Genomic DNA, 15,345 nt, shown 5'->3' with positions numbered 1-15,345 from the left:
CTTGTGTAGCCTCGTTCCCAGCCTGGAGGCTTGTGAATGTATTTCCAGAGGCTCTGCCTCTGGTCAAGAAAGAGGAGGCGGAGCCTCCCAGAATGGTTTCCCAGCCTCCAGGCTGGGAACCAGTTAGAGCAAGGGCTGTGTCTTAACTTAGTGCCATTCCTTTAAAGCCGTGTTAACCAGACCACTTAATGATTTGAGTTTTATAATTTCCCAAGTGCGTAACTAACGAAGCATAAATTCTGGACTGCCCAAAATTAAAGCACTATGAATTTGAGGGGAACTAGAGGCGATCGCATTCTGCGTTTTCTTTGACAAAGAATTGCCCAATGTATTGGTTAGTTGCGAAGCATCTACAGGAATACTGGGAGACTTTTGTAAAGGTCTTTGCCCTGTGCCGATTTGCCCCCTCTGTTCTATATTTGCGGGAATGGTTGATAAGGGTAAATTGCCATTAGCGATCGCCGCAGCAAAACTGAGGCGGCGGTTCATTGCATCAGGGTTTAACCACACATCTGCTGTGTTTTTGTAACCATCTGGAGTTTGACAACTGTATAGAGGCATTGCTAATTGTTGCAGCAGATGGGAGATTGGTTGTGTGTTCTCCACTTCCACACCTGTGGCTCGCACCGCAGAGATCGCATATTGATAGGGTGTTTTAAACTTGGCATTAAAGTTTTTGGCATCCCAGAATTCCTCGCTGTGGAATAGGGTGTTGAGAACCTCACGAATATTACCATCAGTGGCAAGATAGCGGTGTGTGAGATTGTTTACCAGATCAGTCGGGGGAAGATCGCTGACAAAATATTGAGCTATCTGATAGCTGATATGACGTGCAGTCACCGGACTTTGAGCCAAAATATCTAAAGCTTCCTCCCCTTGGGCTTCACCACCGCTTTTAATTGTGTGTCCCAGGAAAACTTTTTCGCTAAAATCATGAAGCTTTGGGTTGAAGTAAAATCCTAAAATATTATCTGTTTGCTGACCGGGGCGACTGAAACCCCAACCACTTAAAATCTTTGCCAGAGCAATCACATCTTGCTGAGTATAACCTCCATCCACGCCGAGAGTATGTAGCTCCATCAGTTCGCGAGCATAGTTCTCATTCAAACCTCGGATATTACCTTGGGCATCGGGGCGGCTGTTAGCTCGATTTTGGAAGTTGTCCAAATAATACTGCATGGCTGGATGATGAGCTGTTGCCCCTAACAGGTCACGAAAGCGACCCAAAGTGTAAGGTCGAATCGCCTGTTGTTCATAAGCTCCCACCCAGAGGCGATCGCGTCCTTTATTAGCATCCACATTAAAATGGTTATACCAAAATTCCACCATCACTTCCTGGAGTTGTCTCTTACTGCTAGTTGCCTCTAATAATCGCGCTTGAACTGCCTGATCTAACACCTCTTGACCCCGCTTGTTGGCAGCTTTTCTTTCAGACTCGGTGGGTTTTTTTCCTGGGAGAGTAGTTGTGTAATATTCTAAGAGTCCCACTGGATTCAAGTGGAGAGTATCTAGCTGATTTAGTTTGCTGGTGAGACTTTCTGCTTCGGGAATCGAGTCGGGTGAGAGCTGCTCCTGAATGTATCGCTCTACACCCATAGATTCTACTCTTTGCACATCTCCCGGACGAGGGCCAAAGCTGAGACGATTAATTAGATGTAATACTTTCGGGTCAACAGGTGTGGAAGCTGCATTACTAGGAGCAATTGGCCCCAGTAATATCAACAGCAACAATACCCAATACTTAGGCTTTACAGTCATAGAGTTAATTGTGCTGTGCATGAGGACTTTTATTATACATGCGATCGGCAAATTTCTGCCGTTGCTCTGGGTTCAAGATTTCCCGAATCGCAAGGGTATTTTCAAACTGGGTATCACTAAGCTGTTGCTTTAGAAGGTTAATTTGGTTATATTTACTACGCACTCGCTCTTTAGTAGCTGTCCCTGCGATCAGATCATGTAATTCCTGTTGCCCTTGACGGATTTCCTGTGATTTTTGGGCTATCTGCTGTTTAGATTGATTACGAATTTGCTTAATCTGTTGCAATTGCTGGGATGTCAAATTCAAATCCTTGAGCCATCCACCTGATTTAGCACGGGGGTTTTGGGCAATGACTTGCTGTGAAATTAAAGTTGGCTTGGCCAGAGCAATAGTGCTACCAAAGGCAATCATCGCCGCCGCCAAAATGGAAACACGACGGATTAACATCAAAGCGATCTCCTATTCACTATCTAAGTCTGTAAAATGCCATACATCACTTTCTAGATGTTCGTTACTCACTGTACCTTGCCAATTGCTTTCAATAAAACCTTCCAATGTGGCAAGTTCAGCCGGACTCGGTTGAGCCGGGATGAAGGCACGGTAGCCAACTATAGCAGCGACTAATCCAGCAGCGAGAGCAGGCAGAACGAACCTCGGTCTTGAATAGTGACGTAAGGGTGCTTGAGGCCAAGCTTTCACCTGTTGTAAAATTTGTTGTTCTAAATCAGGCGAGGCTGGCGGAACATCTGGGCAATGTTGGTATAGAAAATTAATTAGGTCACGATCATCATTCGGGATCTGAGTCATAGCTGCACCCCTTGGTTTTGAAGAAATTGACGCATGGCAGCACGAGCATGGAATAGGCGTGACTTGACTGTTCCCAGGGGAATGTCCAGAATTTGCGCTACCTCTTTTTGAGGTACTTCTTCCAAATCATGCAAAACCAATATCGTGCGATGGTCAAAACTTAGGTTTGCCAGTCCTCGTTGCACAAGGTCTTGATAATGCAGATTCATTAACTCTGGGGCTTCCTGTTGGGTCGGAGCTTTTTCACTGAGAATCTGTAATTGAGTTCGCCTCTGAACATCTGCCTGTCGCTGGTCATAAGCGACGTTCCAAGCGATTCGGTACAGCCAGGTAGAGAATTTTGCTGTTTGGCGAAACTTGGGCAATCCTTTCCAGGCTTGCAGAAACACTTCCTGCACTACATCGTCGAGGCTGGCAGGAGTACAGAGTTTATAGAGGATTGACCTGACTCTTTGCTGATGGCGACGGTAAAGCTGACCATAGCTTTGAGTATCACCTCGTAGGCATTGCTGTACTAGATAACTGTCAGATTCGCTTTCTAATTCACCAATCAATTGATTTGCTTTTGAAACCTTGGCTGGTACAACTAACACCTGAGGCGTTCTCCTCTATCCGTTTCGTTGCTTGTATTTATTAGACTGGATGAATGGGAAAAAGGTTCAAATCAGATCCACGCCACACAATGAGCAATAGACATATCCGAAAAAGAATTGTTTTGACGTAGCAGTGCTACGTCTCTACAAGGGTTCTGGGTAACGCATCTTTAATTTCTGGAGATGTCTAATTAAGAATTGGTCTGCCCTAATTGAACCTTTTGTGAAAGGAAGAAGTCTAATAGCTATAGATTTCTGGTTCAATCAAAGGTATGTCTTTATGAACATGAAAAGAATTCTCTCATCTTGTTTGTTAGGTGTTTTGTTAACTTCGAGTGTTTTAGCAGACCGTGCATCTGCTCAAGTAGAAGTCATTCTAGGAAACAATCACCGACATGAGTGGCGCGAACGAGAACAAGCGAGGCTGGCTTTGTTACGTAGAGAGCATGAACAACGTGAGCGCCGTAAATGGGAACATAGACAATATGAAAAACGTGAATGGCGCTTAAGACATGAGCATGACTATCGCTAAGGGAATTCCAAGAAATAAATTATCCAATATTGTGGGGTGGGCGTCTCGCCCGCCATATCGACTGGGCGGGCAGGATACCCACCCCACAAGAGTTAATTGGATATTTTTTTATTTGCAAGTCCCTAATAAATAGACTGAGCCGCAAAACATAAATGCTTACTGTCAAGTGGGTTTAGCGGATTCAGATTGAATAGGCGAGACGCTCCTTCCTCGCCACCGCTATCTTTGTCTACGATAAGATAGCTCAGGAGCAATCATTACAGCAGGAAACAGGGTTGAAACTCTCTTGGTATATGGTTTTGTGCTTAAAATTTGTACCTCATCTACCTGCAATCTGCTGTAAGTGCAAGTTCACGCAGAATTGGTATTACTCAGATAGTAGTGCCATAGAAGTCTTGCCGCAACTGCTCGCCACGGTCGCCAGTGCTGTGTCATTGCTTCTAGTTGTGCTGGTGTTGGACGCATCGCCAATTTTTTGAGTCGCTGTAAAGCGATCGCGATCGCTAAATCACCTTTGGGAAAGACATCAGGACGTTGCAGCGCCATCAGTAAATAAATATCAACTGTCCAGTCTCCTATGCCTTTGAGGCGCTTTAACTCAGTTCTGATAGTAGTTTCATCCATTCTTGCCAGCTTCGTTAAGTCAAGCTGACCAGTTGCGATCGCATTCGCTAACCCACGACAGTATAGAATCTTTTGCCGACTAAATCCAATCCCTTTTAATTGAGAATCATCCAATGTCAGAAAGTTTTCTGGCGTCAGAGTTACAACAACCCCACAGAGTCGAGTAAATACAGCCTTTGCTGCTGCTAAGGAAACTTGCTGTTCCAGAATTATGCACAGAAGTGTTGCAAAACCCGGTTCTCTTGACCATATTGGTGGAGGCCCCAGTATCTCTAAAATCCCAGCCAAATCGCTGTCAAGATTGGCAAGCACCATTAGACCACGGGTCAGACTTTCTTCAGTCAATGATTCTAGTTCAGGTGTTTGTACAGCTGTTTCTTCCAATGTCATCTTTTAGAAATTTCAACCTAAAAATAATTAGGATACAGAGCAAGTTAATTGATTTATTAATCGTAAGTTAAAGGGTTTAAGAACCTGCAATCTACATGTAGCACCCATTTCAGTCAGGGTTTGTCTTGAAAAATCGCTCCACTTGGGATGCATCCCAAGACCGCGTTTCTCGCTAAATCCCCTTATGTAATGTCTTTAATTTTGAATTTTGAATTTTGAATTTTGAATTTTTAATTCCCCTTTGGGGTTGATTCTTGTGTGAGCAGTTTTTGTTTGCGTTCAATTCCCCAATGATAACCACCAAGACTGCCATCACTCCGTAGTACACGGTGACACGGTACAATCAACGCTATCGGATTAGCCCCACAAGCATTTCCCACTGCGCGGACTGCTTGGGGTTTGGCAATATCACAGGCGATATCAGTGTATGTACGCGTTTCACCGTAAGGAATTTTTTGTAATGCTTGCCAAACCTGTTTCTGAAATGCTGTACCACGGACATCAAGTGGTAAATCGAGATGTACCTCACCTCCTGCAATAAAGTCGAGGATTGCTTGTATCCATTCCTTGTGTGTGTGGTCATCACGGATGATGTACGCTTGATGAAATTCCTGATTTAAGATGTGTTCAAGCTTGTCTGCTTCATCACCTAGTTTAACGGCACAGATACCCTTTTCTGTTGTTGCCACAAGCAAATATCCTAGTGGACATGGTGCGATCGCATAGACAATACTAATTGTTTTTCCAGCCTGTTGGTAAGTCTTTGGTGTCATTCCCAGTTGTTTAGATGCTTTCTCATAGAGTTGACTACTTGAACCATACCCTGTGTCGTAAAGTTTTGGTCATCAACCTATTTTCTGGCGCGAACAAATAACTTTGTAGTATCTTCCCAAAGACCTTGCTCGGTTGCTCGTTTCTCAATTTCATTTTGGTACTCAACTTCCAACTGATTTAATTGTTCTTCTGATAATGTTGACAACAGGGGATTACCTTTAAAATTAATATTAATTGCTGTCCAAGATAACCCGTTATTCTTAAGAGGTCGATAACGTCCTGATGGCTCAATCTTAATTTCGATATCTCTAAAACCTGCCTGATTCAGCAAACCGTGACATTTTTCTGGAGTCCCCAATGGTTCCAGTATATGTGGTAGTGATACACCCAAAACTTTCGCCCAGAGACTCTGCTGAAGAGATGCCATAAAAGCAGTTTCGGGAGGACAGGTAAATGCTACAAACCCTCCGCTTTTCAAGCAGCGATGCCACTTTTGCAAAATCGCAAGGATATCAGGAAAAAGTACAATCGCCTCACAGCAAAAGACAACATCAAAACTATTATCATTAAAGTTGAAGTATTCGGCATCAGCCTCAATCAACTCAATATTTTGTAATCTTGCTGCGGCAATCTTTTTTCTTGCTTGATGCAACATTCCAGGGGTCATATCAATTCCAATCACGTAGCCCTCTGAACCAACTTTTTCAGCAGCCGCGATCGCAACTAAACCTGTTCCAGTTGCCACATCAAGAATTTTCTGTCCCGAATGTAGTGGAACAAATTCAAGTAAAATTTTGGCTTCTAGAGGATGGCGAGTACCTTCTTCATGGTCATAAGTTGTTCTACTACCATAAAATTCTCTTAGTTGCTGCTTATAACTATTTAGATCAGTCATAACCAAATGTCAAATTTTCTCCACTTTATAAGAAGAATTCAGAACTCAGGAGTCAGAATTCAGTATGAATTCTGTACGAGTGGGTAATGAATATTGGTTAAAAGCGAGTGGAATGGTGGGCGAAAAAAATTAAAATATTCTCGCCTTAAAACTCTATCCCTTTATGGGTAGAGTATTCACCAATTCTGAATTCTGAATTCTGAATTCTGACTCCTGTTTTATCGTAACTCTTGTTGTGATATTTAGTTGCTGGCTGCTGAATCAAACCCTAACAGCACAAGCCGCGACTTCATCCACCACTGTTTACGAACAACGGATAATCCACAGTCCAGATTGGTATCGGCAAATATTACATGGGGCGCGAAATCGCCAAAGTGATGGGATACACCGGCGCTGGCTGGTTAGAACGTCCCAGCCGAGAGAGAGGAACAGCCAAGTCAAGCCATAATAAAGTAAGACTCCTTGCCAGAGCAGAAAATCATGGTCAACCTATCACTCAAACAGCGAATTCCTCCTTTAGAAAATGGCGATCGCCTCACTCGCTACGAATTTGAGCGACGCTATCAAGCAATGCCCCGTCATCAAAAGGCAGAATTAATTGAAGGAGTTGTATACTTGGCATCCCCATTACGCTTTGAAAGTCATGCTGAACCACATGGTCATGTAATTGGTTGGTTGTGGACTTACCAAATTGCCACTCCTGGTGTGAGATTAGGAATTGAGCCAACAGTCCGCTTAGATCGAGACAATGAACCGCAACCAGATGGAGTACTATTAATCACACCAACATCTCAAGGACAATCTCGTTTGAGTGGTGATGATTACATCGAAGGTGCGCCAGAACTCGTAATAGAGATAGCAGCTAGCAGTGTTGCTATTGACTTACATGACAAGAAAAAAGTTTATGGTCGTAATGGAGTAAAAGAATATATTGTTTGGCAAATATTTGAAAATAAATTAGATTGGTTTCGCCTGCAACAAGGAGAATATGTATCCTTAGAAGTGGACGCAGATGGAATTATCAAAAGTCAAGTATTTCCCGGTTTGTGGTTGTCAATGTCTGATTTACTTGCTGGCAATATGCCGCAAGTATTGGCTACGTTGCAATTGGGATTAAATTCGCCAGAACATCAAATATTTGTGCAGCAGTTATCTGAGTAAGGAAGATAGTTAGTCAGAATTCAGGAGTCAGGGAAACATTTGATGATTATTTTGGCATCAATCTATTTTTTGGGGAATGAGACTGGCGCTTTTGGTTGCACTATCCCAAACAATCCAGCTAAGAGAATTATCTAAATCATCGGGGCTATTTGAAACTTTAAAATATAACTTTTCTGCACGTTTTCTTTCAATAGCAAAGTCGGCATTTTGAGCATAAACGACGATAAAACCTTTCTCTCGCAAACAATACATCGCCCAAGCTTTTAATGATTGCTTGTATGGTTCGTGTGGAATTGGCGGTTTTGCGATCGCGTCTTCAATTACTTGAAATATTTGTGTGAGGTTTGCGGTCATAGTAGATACTTGTGTGATTACCCCTAAGTTAACTAGCTTCTGGATCGCAACGAATTTCAATCATAAAGCCATCTGGATCGTAAAAATACACTCCTCTACCAGTGGGACGAGTGACTGGGCCGTGTGCGATCGCTATTTTATTTTCTCTGATTACTGTCACCGCTTGCTCAAATAACTGCGGATCGATGTCAAAGGCGAGATGATACGCCCTGGTGAAGGTCTTTTCTGGGTCTGGGTTTGGTGGTGTTAAATCGGGTTCCCCAAATAAATCCAGAATTGTACCATCTGGGGTAATGAAGTTGGCTACTTTCCCAGATGCGACAAGTTCCACCAGAGTTGCAGGTACTTCGTCGCCTGTGAGTTCGTGCAAACCCAGGATAGTGCCATAAAAGTAGCGGGAAGCCTTCATATCCTGGACGTTGAGGGCAATATGATGCACTTTACGCAGATTTCCTGGCGCAAGGACACTGTTTAGGGATTGGGTGCTAGATAGCATAGTAGAACAAAATCTCTTTACTAAGATAGAAGTTGAACTTTTATCTTAAAGCTTACTATTTTTACAGCAGATTGCGATGAAGTAGACCCCGTGAAAGCGGAATCAGCAGCAATATTTAAAGCTAAGTGGTTATAAGCGAAGACAAATGAGAAATATCAAGAGCTTTTAGCCAAACATAAGCAGATGTATGACAGTATCTCACCTTTGCAAATAAATATACCTGGCGATTAGAAATCGCGTCTACACAAACTTTCGTCCGCCTGCGCGGACTCAAAAATTTGAAACCCAGGTTGGTGGGTTTTGTCTGTATCGTCGCAAAGTTTATTTGCTAGGGCGAGTATCTGAGGTATATGAACGGAGTTCTGAACTTCGTCTATGAGTCTTTGAACTCCGTGAACGTGGTGTTGTAGCCAATTAATTTAAAAGTAACGCGATCGCATTTCCCTATTCACCAATCTAACAATAATCATAGTTGCCTAAGCGATCGCATTTGGCAATACAGCCGTCGGGGCACCGCAGGCCGCATTGGTGTAAACTTAACGCTACACCTTGCTTACAAAGCAAACTCTCATTTATGGGGGGAGAGTGAAAAACTACAGAATATCACTTCATGAAACTGGATTTAGATCCCCGACTTCTTGAAGAAGTCGGGGATCTGGATAGCAACAAATTACTGCATGAACTTTTGCATTATTCTTTTGCAAACCCAATTAATTATCAGTTGCATCGTCAATCATTTCTGGTACTAAAGCTGGGTTACTTTTACGTTCTTCTGGTGATTGCTCCCGGATAACATCGTCGATTCTCCGAGGGTGTTTGATTTTGTCCAGTACCTCTGGACTTAATTGTGATGCATCACCTTCTGGATTCGACTTTTCAGCTTGATTAGGAACTGTTTCTTTATTCATCACTATTTCCCAAACTTATAAGCCAAGCTTAAGTTTTTTATGGTGAGGTACACACTATCTTGAGACTTAATTTCAGATAGCGGTGGGTAGAAATGCGTCACCCAACAACCCATCGTACTCCTACAGAAAAGGCGTAGGCTAGCAAAAACCGCAGACATCGTGCTCTGGGAAAAACTTTTTGGTTTACTGATTGACAGCTTGACTGGAATTAAGTACTATAAACCACAAATGAATTTTGAGAATGAGTACCATTATTGCCGAGAGCAAGACGGCAACAAAGAATAATTACAGGTGGAACTACAATTTATGCCTATAGTGTCATACATCTTTCAACTAGCCGCGCGTACGCCTCAAGTTGAAGGTCGCTTACCTCAATGGCAAGGAATGATAACGACTAGCTTGTTGTCCTTCTCGATGCTGGTTCCACTTCTTGCTAGCTGTAGCTCTGGAACACAAACCAGTTCCAATCCAGAGTCCAGCGCTAGCACGACTCCTGTTAGCAGTTCCAGTCCGGCTCAAGAGGCTAACGCTAGCTCCAGTAGCACGAGTACAGCACCGGTGCAAGTCGTTGCTGCGGAGAATTTCTGGGGGAGTATCGCGTCCCAAGTGGGTGGTGATCGAGTTAAAGTCACAAGTATCATTAGTAATCCTGACACTGACCCTCACGATTACGAAGCTAAACCCACTGACGCCCGCACTGTCGCCAATGCCCGTTACGTGATCGTGAATGGTGCTGGGTACGATCCGTGGGTATCAAAACTGCTGGCCGCTAACCCAGTGAATGGGCGGAAGGAACTCAATGTCGGCGATCTGGTGGGCAAGAAAGAAGGCGACAACCCACATCTGTGGTATAATCCCACCTATGTATACCAAGCCATTGATCAGATCACCTCTGACCTGAAAAGCATTAATCCAGCCGACGCATCCTACTTCGACCAGCAGCGCACACAATATTTGAACGTTGGTCTGAAGTCCTATAAAGACATCATCAGCACAATTAAACAGAAGTATGGGGGAACGCCAATTGGTGCGACCGAGAGCATTTTTGCTTACCAATCGCCAGCATTAGGGCTGAACTTGACCACACCACCAGAATTCATGAAGGCGATCGCCGAAGGTCAGCAGCCGACAGCATCAGATAAAGTAACGTTTGACAAGCAGGTGACACACAAGCAGATCAAAGTCTTTGTCTACAACAAGCAGAACACCACCCCAGATATAAATGCCTTGGAGAAGAAGGCCGAGGCGGCGAACATTCCCGTGGTTCCGATTACCGAGACACTCAGCCCAGCGACGGCGACCTTCCAGGACTGGCAAGTGGGGCAACTCAAAGACTTGCTGCAAGCCTTAGCCAAGTCTACTGGCAAATAAGCGCCATACTGGGTATTACCAAACTCCAGTTCTAAAGGAAAACAATTTATGACCCATAACTCGATGGGTTTTGATCCAGTGATGCCGCCCTTTACTGAAGCTCATAACGGCTTAGGTTCACAAAACGTGATTCAATTTGAGCACACTGGAGTCCGACGTGGAGGACGTATACTTTGGAGTGATGTCCAGTTGAGCGTAGAGGCTGGTGAGTTTATTGCTATTCTTGGACCCAATGGCGCTGGGAAATCGACGCTGCTGAAGACGATCTTGGGCTTGCTACCGTTAAGTGAGGGCAGGATCAACATCTTGGGAAAACCCGTGCGCCGTGGGAATCCTGCTGTCGGCTATCTTCCCCAGCGACGAACATTTGGTGCAGATGTGCATGTGCAGGGGCGTGAGCTGGTGCGCTTGGGTCTGGAGGGGACACGGTGGGGGGTGCCACTGCCAGGGCTGCGGCGACTTTGGGGTGGCGATCGGCTTGCCCGTGAGGAGCGACGGCGAGTGCAGCAAGCCATCGAGATGGTCGATGCCACTGCCTATGCCAATCGTCCCATTGGTACTCTCAGCGGTGGTGAACAGCAACGCCTACTCATCGCACAGGCACTCGTGACTCGACCACGCATTTTGCTCCTCGATGAACCCCTCGACAGTCTAGATTTGTACAATCAGCAAGCTGTGTCGGCATTAATTCGCCGCGTCAGCCAGGAATATCAAATAACAGTACTGCTCGTTGCCCATGATGTCAATCCGCTCTTGCCTTATTTGGATCGAGTCCTTTACATAGGACGCGGTCAGATAGCAATTGGCACACCGGAATCGGTGATTAACTCAGAGACACTCTCGCATCTTTATGACTCACCCATTGACGTGCTACACACCCAAGATGGGCGATTAATTGTCGTTGGTCAGCCGGATTCGGTTACGTATCATCCTCACCTCGACCATCGGGGTCATTAACATGGCAACATCTGATGTCCAGTTTTCATGGAATCTCGTCTCTGATTTCCAACAGATTTTTGCCTACCACTTTATGCAGAATGCCTTTGTGGCAGGGATGCTAATTGCACTGATTGCTGGGAGCGTGGGATACTTCATGGTGCTGCGCTCTCAAAGTTTCGCTGGGCATACGCTGGCTCACGTTGGCTTTGCTGGTGCATCTGGTGCGTTGCTCTTCGGTGGGTCGCCAGTTGTGGGCTTGCTCTTCTCGTGCATTGGTGCAGCACTTGGTATTGGTCTTTTGGGTGGACGACGCGCCCAGACATCCTGGGCGCATGGCATCGCCATCGGCACGATTCAGACGTTCTCTATGGGACTAGGTATCCTGTTCCTGCAACTATCCCACTCTTATACGGAAAATATCTATGCAATTTTGTTTGGGGCTGTGCTAGGGATTAGCGATCAAGATGTGCGACTCATTGTATTGACGACGGTGGTGACATTAGTCGGGTTAATGGCGATCGCGCGACCCCTGCTATTTGCCTCCATCGACCCGGATGTAGCTGATGCCCGTGGCGTACCTGTGCGCTTCCTCGACTATGCCTTCCTCGTCTTGCTGGCTTTTGCTGTGGCGCAGTCGGTGCAAGTTGTGGGAGTGCTGCTGATCTTTGCGCTACTGGTCACGCCGGCGGCGATCGCCCAACAAGTTACAGCACGTCCAGGCATAGCGGTTGGACTCTCCATCTTCCTGGCACTGTTCTTTACCTGGGCTGGCTTGGCGGTGGCATACTTCACACCTTATCCTGTCGGGTTCTTCATCACCAGCTTGGCTTTCGGAACTTATATTTTAGTGCGCCTCTTCCGGGTTGGGCGTACTATGTTCATTAGGCAAAGGTGGGTCAAGTCGCTTCCCTCCAATTAAAAATTAAAAATTATTAATTAAAAATTGAGATATGACTGATTTGATATTGCTATCAGATATTCCACCGTTCTCGCTTAACCTGATCTCTGATGTTCACGAGATGTTAAGCCTAGATTTCATGCGCTACGCTTTCCAAGCAGGCACTATGGTGGCCATCGTCGCTGGGCTGGTTGGCTACTTTATCGTACTGCGTAATCTAGTCTTTGCGACCGAGGCATTGGGGCATGTCACCTTCACAGGGGCACTGGCTGCTGCTGTGATCGGTCTAGATCCAATGCTGGGATTATTTGGAGCAACGACGCTGGTAGCGCTCTTGCTAGGAGTGCTAGGTACGCGGATACAAGAAAACGATGTGGTGGTCGGCAATGTACTGGCTTGGGTACTCGGACTTGGAGCGCTGTTCTTAAGTATCTATACGACACAATCGAGCGGTGCTAATGGGACTTTCGGGGTTAAATACCTCTTCGGTTCGCTTTTTGGTCTCCAGGCACAACAGGCGCAGCAGGCTGCTATTATCGGCTTGGGAGTCATCGTGGCATTGTTGGTCATTGCCCGACCCCTGCTATTTGCGTCCCTCGATCCTGATGTGGCAATGGCGCGTGGTGTACCCGTGCATGGACTGAGTTTGGTCTTCTTGGTCTTGGTCGCCCTGAGCTTGGCTGAAGCAGTGCCGGCGGTAGGGTCTTTGTTGAACTCCGCACTGCTGATCACACCCGCTGCGATCGCCCAGCGTCTGGTGACTCGCCCAATGGTAGCACTTGTTCTCTCTGCTGTGCTGGCACTGACCTTTACCTGGGTAGGTTTAACCGTTGGTTTCTACGCCTCTTACCCGGTCAGCTTTGTCATCAGCACGCTGGCCTTCTTCACCTATGTCTCGGTAGTTACCTGGCAACGGCTGCGGACTTCGTTCACTCATTGACAAACTAGTACAAGAAGGCAAAAGTAAAAAGAAAGAATGCTTATTTTGTAAGCTTTCTGGCTATTTTAAATGGGTGGTTTATTTGCTTTTTCGCAATTACCTTTGATCCAGCTAAAAATTGTTAAGGGAATATCCAAAACCTCTCTTTTGACCCTTAGTGCATTCCAAAATTTATTGTCATTGATTATACTGATTTATCTCTACAAGTGTGAAGATGATATTTAATCTATGCCAAAAATTCATAATTGGAATAAGTATCTAAACATAAAAATTACAATTAGTTTGCTAAAAATAATAAGAGATTGGAAATACAGGAATCAAAAAAAGGGTGTAATCAAGAAAACTATCCTATTTAGAGTGCAATGAATGATCGGTTTCCAATCTGATGTTTCCCAAGCAATTGGAAAAATCCTTTATTGAGGTAGAACTAGAATTATATATACGATTAAATAATTATCTGTAAGATATTTATATCTACTAAAAATCGTAAGTATTTTTCTCCTTTGACTAAACATCAACTAGACAAAAGGCTATATAGGAAAGATTTTATTGGTTTAGCAAGGATTAACTTTATGCTAGTTTATCGAAACAGGATAGAAGGTGTCAGTCATCAGAATTAAGAATAAATTCTGTATGACTGATAGATAGCGTAGCGTAAAGCTTGCAGGATAGCAAATGTTAGAGACGCTGTTCGCATTCGCTTAGAGGGAGTCCGTGTACCCTTTTGAGGATCTTGCTAGCAAGAGCGTTTTCGTAGAGATGGGTTTACGCCAACTATCAGTGGCAGGTCTGAATCATCACCGAAAGATTGCCGATTGGATAAGACAGGAAACATCTCCGGTTTTGCTCCTGAATTTTTCTTGAACAGCAATGTAATGTTAGTGTCATTCGTCATTTTAGGGTGCATAAATTAGTTTAAAAGCCTCGTTAAATTGTCCACACAGCAGCTCCACAGGAGAGGATTTAGCAGTCTATAATTGATAATTTTTCTAGTAGCAGAGATTTCTTTTATAGACGTGTAGGCAATTTGCTGTAAGCATCTATAGCTACACAGGAACGTCACTTTTTTACAAAGTGTAAGATTTGACTCCGAACTTTCTTTTTCAATAAGACTACTTTCTTAAAGAACTCAGACAAACAACCTCTAATTATTGAAATGTAATGCAACTTTATACACCAAGTGAGCTTGACCATCTTCAGCAAGACCTTCCGTACTTAATTGAAATCATGGAATGGGTTAAAAGTTTTGTAGCAAGGCATCATTCTGATTTAGGTAGGACTGGTTTTGTTTGTCCTTTTGTCCCCTATGCACTCAAGTCAAACAGTATTAAATTAACAGTGATTCGGGCTAAAAATTTAAGACAGAAGCAAATTGAAGAGATTGTTCTAAATTACCGAGATGTTTTTCTTGACATAGTAGAAGCACAACAGAAAGAGTTAGCACTTTACAAAGTATTTTTACTTGTATTTGCTGATCTCCCTATAGAAGATACTGCCAAACTAATTGATGGCATTCAACAAAAACTTAAGCCATTCTTTGTTGAATCAGGACTGATGCTAGGAGAATTTTATAAACAGAATGAAAGTCCAGGTCTACATAACCCAAACTTTCGTCCTCTTCGTAGTCCAATTCCCATGTTAGTTATCCGTTTTATGGTTGAGTCTGACCTTCCTTTCCTTGATAGTGAAAATGATCCACATTTGCGTATTAAATATTTAGAAGCTTATTTACGTCGTTTTAGCCAAGGGCGTAAAGATGAAACCAAGCTAATTAATGCCCAGCAAGCATTAGCGTTAGCAAAACAACAAATAGGACAAGAAATCTTATGAAGTTCAATCTAGCTTTATATATTAATTACATATAAATCTTTATATGTGAATATTTATGGAAAGTTAGAATATGT

The 15,345-nt window shown here is 44.0% G+C and carries 17 protein-coding genes and 2 pseudogenes; 9 read left to right on the top strand and 10 right to left on the bottom strand.

Translation table 11 applies throughout. The features are described from left to right. Window positions 1–222: 222 nt before the first annotated feature. Genes V7K76_RS31155 through V7K76_RS31140 form a run of 4 tightly spaced genes read right to left on the bottom strand, consistent with a single transcriptional unit; the run spans window position 223 to window position 3,159 of the window. Window positions 223–1,758 carry a DUF1800 domain-containing protein gene (locus V7K76_RS31155; RefSeq protein ID WP_335030366.1) on the bottom strand — a complete coding sequence of 512 codons (1,536 nt, stop codon included), beginning with the start codon at window positions 1,756–1,758 and terminating at the stop codon, window positions 223–225. A gap of 4 nt (window positions 1,759–1,762) precedes the next feature. Continuing rightward, window positions 1,763–2,206, bottom strand: a complete 444-nt coding sequence (locus tag V7K76_RS31150) for a Spy/CpxP family protein refolding chaperone (protein WP_335030365.1) — start codon at window positions 2,204–2,206, stop codon at window positions 1,763–1,765. A 12-nt stretch (window positions 2,207–2,218) separates the two neighbouring features. Next, entirely contained in the window at window positions 2,219–2,566 is a 348-nt protein-coding gene (locus V7K76_RS31145) for a hypothetical protein (protein WP_335030364.1), read from the bottom strand. Continuing rightward, the gene (locus tag V7K76_RS31140) at window positions 2,563–3,159 is read right to left on the bottom strand and encodes a sigma-70 family RNA polymerase sigma factor (RefSeq protein ID WP_334778698.1); all 597 of its coding nucleotides are present in this window, start codon (window positions 3,157–3,159) and stop codon (window positions 2,563–2,565) included. Before V7K76_RS31140 ends, V7K76_RS31145 begins: the two co-directional genes overlap by 4 nt. A gap of 280 nt (window positions 3,160–3,439) precedes the next feature. Here V7K76_RS31140 and V7K76_RS31135 point away from each other — a divergent pair, with 280 nt between their 5' ends. Continuing rightward, a complete protein-coding gene (locus tag V7K76_RS31135) occupies window positions 3,440–3,691 on the top strand; it encodes a hypothetical protein (RefSeq protein WP_335030363.1) in 252 nt (83 codons plus the stop codon). Window positions 3,692–4,042: 351 nt separating this feature from the next. On the opposite strand, the gene V7K76_RS31130 is transcribed toward V7K76_RS31135, so the two are convergent. The 3 genes from V7K76_RS31130 to V7K76_RS31120 all read right to left on the bottom strand — a co-directional run bounded on the left by V7K76_RS31130 (window position 4,043) and on the right by V7K76_RS31120 (window position 6,374). Further along, a complete protein-coding gene (locus V7K76_RS31130) occupies window positions 4,043–4,705 on the bottom strand; it encodes a DNA-3-methyladenine glycosylase family protein (RefSeq protein WP_335030362.1) in 663 nt (220 codons plus the stop codon). Window positions 4,706–4,935: 230 nt separating this feature from the next. Next, window positions 4,936–5,478 carry a methylated-DNA--[protein]-cysteine S-methyltransferase gene (locus tag V7K76_RS31125; RefSeq protein WP_335030361.1) on the bottom strand — a complete coding sequence of 181 codons (543 nt, stop codon included), beginning with the start codon at window positions 5,476–5,478 and terminating at the stop codon, window positions 4,936–4,938. Between the two features lie 77 nt (window positions 5,479–5,555). Continuing rightward, on the bottom strand, window positions 5,556–6,374 hold the full coding sequence (locus V7K76_RS31120; RefSeq protein ID WP_334778694.1) for a class I SAM-dependent methyltransferase: 819 nt from the start codon (window positions 6,372–6,374) through the stop codon (window positions 5,556–5,558). Window positions 6,375–6,612: 238 nt separating this feature from the next. Here V7K76_RS31120 and V7K76_RS31115 point away from each other — a divergent pair. Further along, window positions 6,613–6,821, top strand: a pseudogene (locus V7K76_RS31115) (SAM-dependent methyltransferase); the annotation flags it as partial. A 33-nt stretch (window positions 6,822–6,854) separates the two neighbouring features. Then, the gene (locus V7K76_RS31110) at window positions 6,855–7,535 is read left to right on the top strand and encodes a Uma2 family endonuclease (RefSeq protein ID WP_334778693.1); all 681 of its coding nucleotides are present in this window, start codon (window positions 6,855–6,857) and stop codon (window positions 7,533–7,535) included. Window positions 7,536–7,592: 57 nt separating this feature from the next. Here V7K76_RS31110 and V7K76_RS31105 read toward each other — a convergent pair whose 3' ends face one another. Beyond that, window positions 7,593–7,889 (bottom strand): hypothetical protein, encoded by a 297-nt coding sequence (locus V7K76_RS31105; protein WP_334778692.1) that lies wholly within the window; start codon window positions 7,887–7,889, stop codon window positions 7,593–7,595. A 28-nt stretch (window positions 7,890–7,917) separates the two neighbouring features. Next, entirely contained in the window at window positions 7,918–8,385 is a 468-nt protein-coding gene (locus tag V7K76_RS31100; RefSeq protein ID WP_334778691.1) for a VOC family protein, read from the bottom strand. 78 nt (window positions 8,386–8,463) lie between these two features. Here V7K76_RS31100 and V7K76_RS31095 point away from each other — a divergent pair. Beyond that, window positions 8,464–8,616 (top strand): annotated as a pseudogene (locus V7K76_RS31095) (DUF4385 family protein); the annotation flags it as partial. 479 nt (window positions 8,617–9,095) lie between these two features. Here V7K76_RS31095 and V7K76_RS31090 read toward each other — a convergent pair. After that, window positions 9,096–9,293, bottom strand: coding sequence for a hypothetical protein (locus V7K76_RS31090; RefSeq protein WP_334778690.1), 198 nt, complete (start codon window positions 9,291–9,293; stop codon window positions 9,096–9,098). Window positions 9,294–9,599: 306 nt separating this feature from the next. Here V7K76_RS31090 and V7K76_RS31085 point away from each other — a divergent pair, with 306 nt between their 5' ends. From V7K76_RS31085 to V7K76_RS31065, 5 genes are all read left to right on the top strand, one after another. Further along, complete coding sequence (locus V7K76_RS31085) at window positions 9,600–10,664, top strand: metal ABC transporter solute-binding protein, Zn/Mn family (protein ID WP_335030360.1); 1,065 nt, start codon at window positions 9,600–9,602, stop codon at window positions 10,662–10,664. A gap of 48 nt (window positions 10,665–10,712) precedes the next feature. Next, window positions 10,713–11,621 carry a metal ABC transporter ATP-binding protein gene (locus V7K76_RS31080; protein ID WP_334953797.1) on the top strand — a complete coding sequence of 303 codons (909 nt, stop codon included), beginning with the start codon at window positions 10,713–10,715 and terminating at the stop codon, window positions 11,619–11,621. Between the two features lies 1 nt (window position 11,622). Then, window positions 11,623–12,522 (top strand): metal ABC transporter permease, encoded by a 900-nt coding sequence (locus V7K76_RS31075; protein ID WP_334778686.1) that lies wholly within the window; start codon window positions 11,623–11,625, stop codon window positions 12,520–12,522. A 31-nt stretch (window positions 12,523–12,553) separates the two neighbouring features. Continuing rightward, a complete protein-coding gene (locus V7K76_RS31070) occupies window positions 12,554–13,441 on the top strand; it encodes a metal ABC transporter permease (RefSeq protein ID WP_334778685.1) in 888 nt (295 codons plus the stop codon). 1,161 nt (window positions 13,442–14,602) lie between these two features. Then, window positions 14,603–15,271: a DUF6875 domain-containing protein gene (locus V7K76_RS31065; RefSeq protein WP_334778684.1), complete on the top strand. Its 669-nt coding sequence runs from the start codon at window positions 14,603–14,605 to the stop codon at window positions 15,269–15,271. The last annotated feature ends 74 nt before the right edge of the window (window positions 15,272–15,345 follow it).

The sequence above is a fragment of the Nostoc sp. genome, from assembly GCF_036917975.1.
Taxonomy (GTDB): domain Bacteria; phylum Cyanobacteriota; class Cyanobacteriia; order Cyanobacteriales; family Nostocaceae; genus Nostoc.
This window is presented reverse-complemented; position numbering and strand designations above follow the sequence as displayed.

Coding starts and splice junctions, on each gene's coding strand:
- V7K76_RS31155 (WP_335030366.1), bottom strand. CDS start 1,758: ATGACTGTAAAGCCTAAGTATTGGGTATTGTTGCTGTTGATATTACTG.
- V7K76_RS31150 (WP_335030365.1), bottom strand. CDS start 2,206: ATGTTAATCCGTCGTGTTTCCATTTTGGCGGCGGCGATGATTGCCTTT.
- V7K76_RS31145 (WP_335030364.1), bottom strand. CDS start 2,566: ATGACTCAGATCCCGAATGATGATCGTGACCTAATTAATTTTCTATAC.
- V7K76_RS31135 (WP_335030363.1), top strand. CDS start 3,440: ATGAACATGAAAAGAATTCTCTCATCTTGTTTGTTAGGTGTTTTGTTA.
- V7K76_RS31130 (WP_335030362.1), bottom strand. CDS start 4,705: ATGACATTGGAAGAAACAGCTGTACAAACACCTGAACTAGAATCATTG.
- V7K76_RS31125 (WP_335030361.1), bottom strand. CDS start 5,478: ATGACACCAAAGACTTACCAACAGGCTGGAAAAACAATTAGTATTGTC.
- V7K76_RS31120 (WP_334778694.1), bottom strand. CDS start 6,374: ATGACTGATCTAAATAGTTATAAGCAGCAACTAAGAGAATTTTATGGT.
- V7K76_RS31110 (WP_334778693.1), top strand. CDS start 6,855: ATGGTCAACCTATCACTCAAACAGCGAATTCCTCCTTTAGAAAATGGC.
- V7K76_RS31105 (WP_334778692.1), bottom strand. CDS start 7,889: ATGACCGCAAACCTCACACAAATATTTCAAGTAATTGAAGACGCGATC.
- V7K76_RS31100 (WP_334778691.1), bottom strand. CDS start 8,385: ATGCTATCTAGCACCCAATCCCTAAACAGTGTCCTTGCGCCAGGAAAT.
- V7K76_RS31090 (WP_334778690.1), bottom strand. CDS start 9,293: ATGAATAAAGAAACAGTTCCTAATCAAGCTGAAAAGTCGAATCCAGAA.
- V7K76_RS31085 (WP_335030360.1), top strand. CDS start 9,600: ATGCCTATAGTGTCATACATCTTTCAACTAGCCGCGCGTACGCCTCAA.
- V7K76_RS31080 (WP_334953797.1), top strand. CDS start 10,713: ATGACCCATAACTCGATGGGTTTTGATCCAGTGATGCCGCCCTTTACT.
- V7K76_RS31075 (WP_334778686.1), top strand. CDS start 11,623: ATGGCAACATCTGATGTCCAGTTTTCATGGAATCTCGTCTCTGATTTC.
- V7K76_RS31070 (WP_334778685.1), top strand. CDS start 12,554: ATGACTGATTTGATATTGCTATCAGATATTCCACCGTTCTCGCTTAAC.
- V7K76_RS31065 (WP_334778684.1), top strand. CDS start 14,603: ATGCAACTTTATACACCAAGTGAGCTTGACCATCTTCAGCAAGACCTT.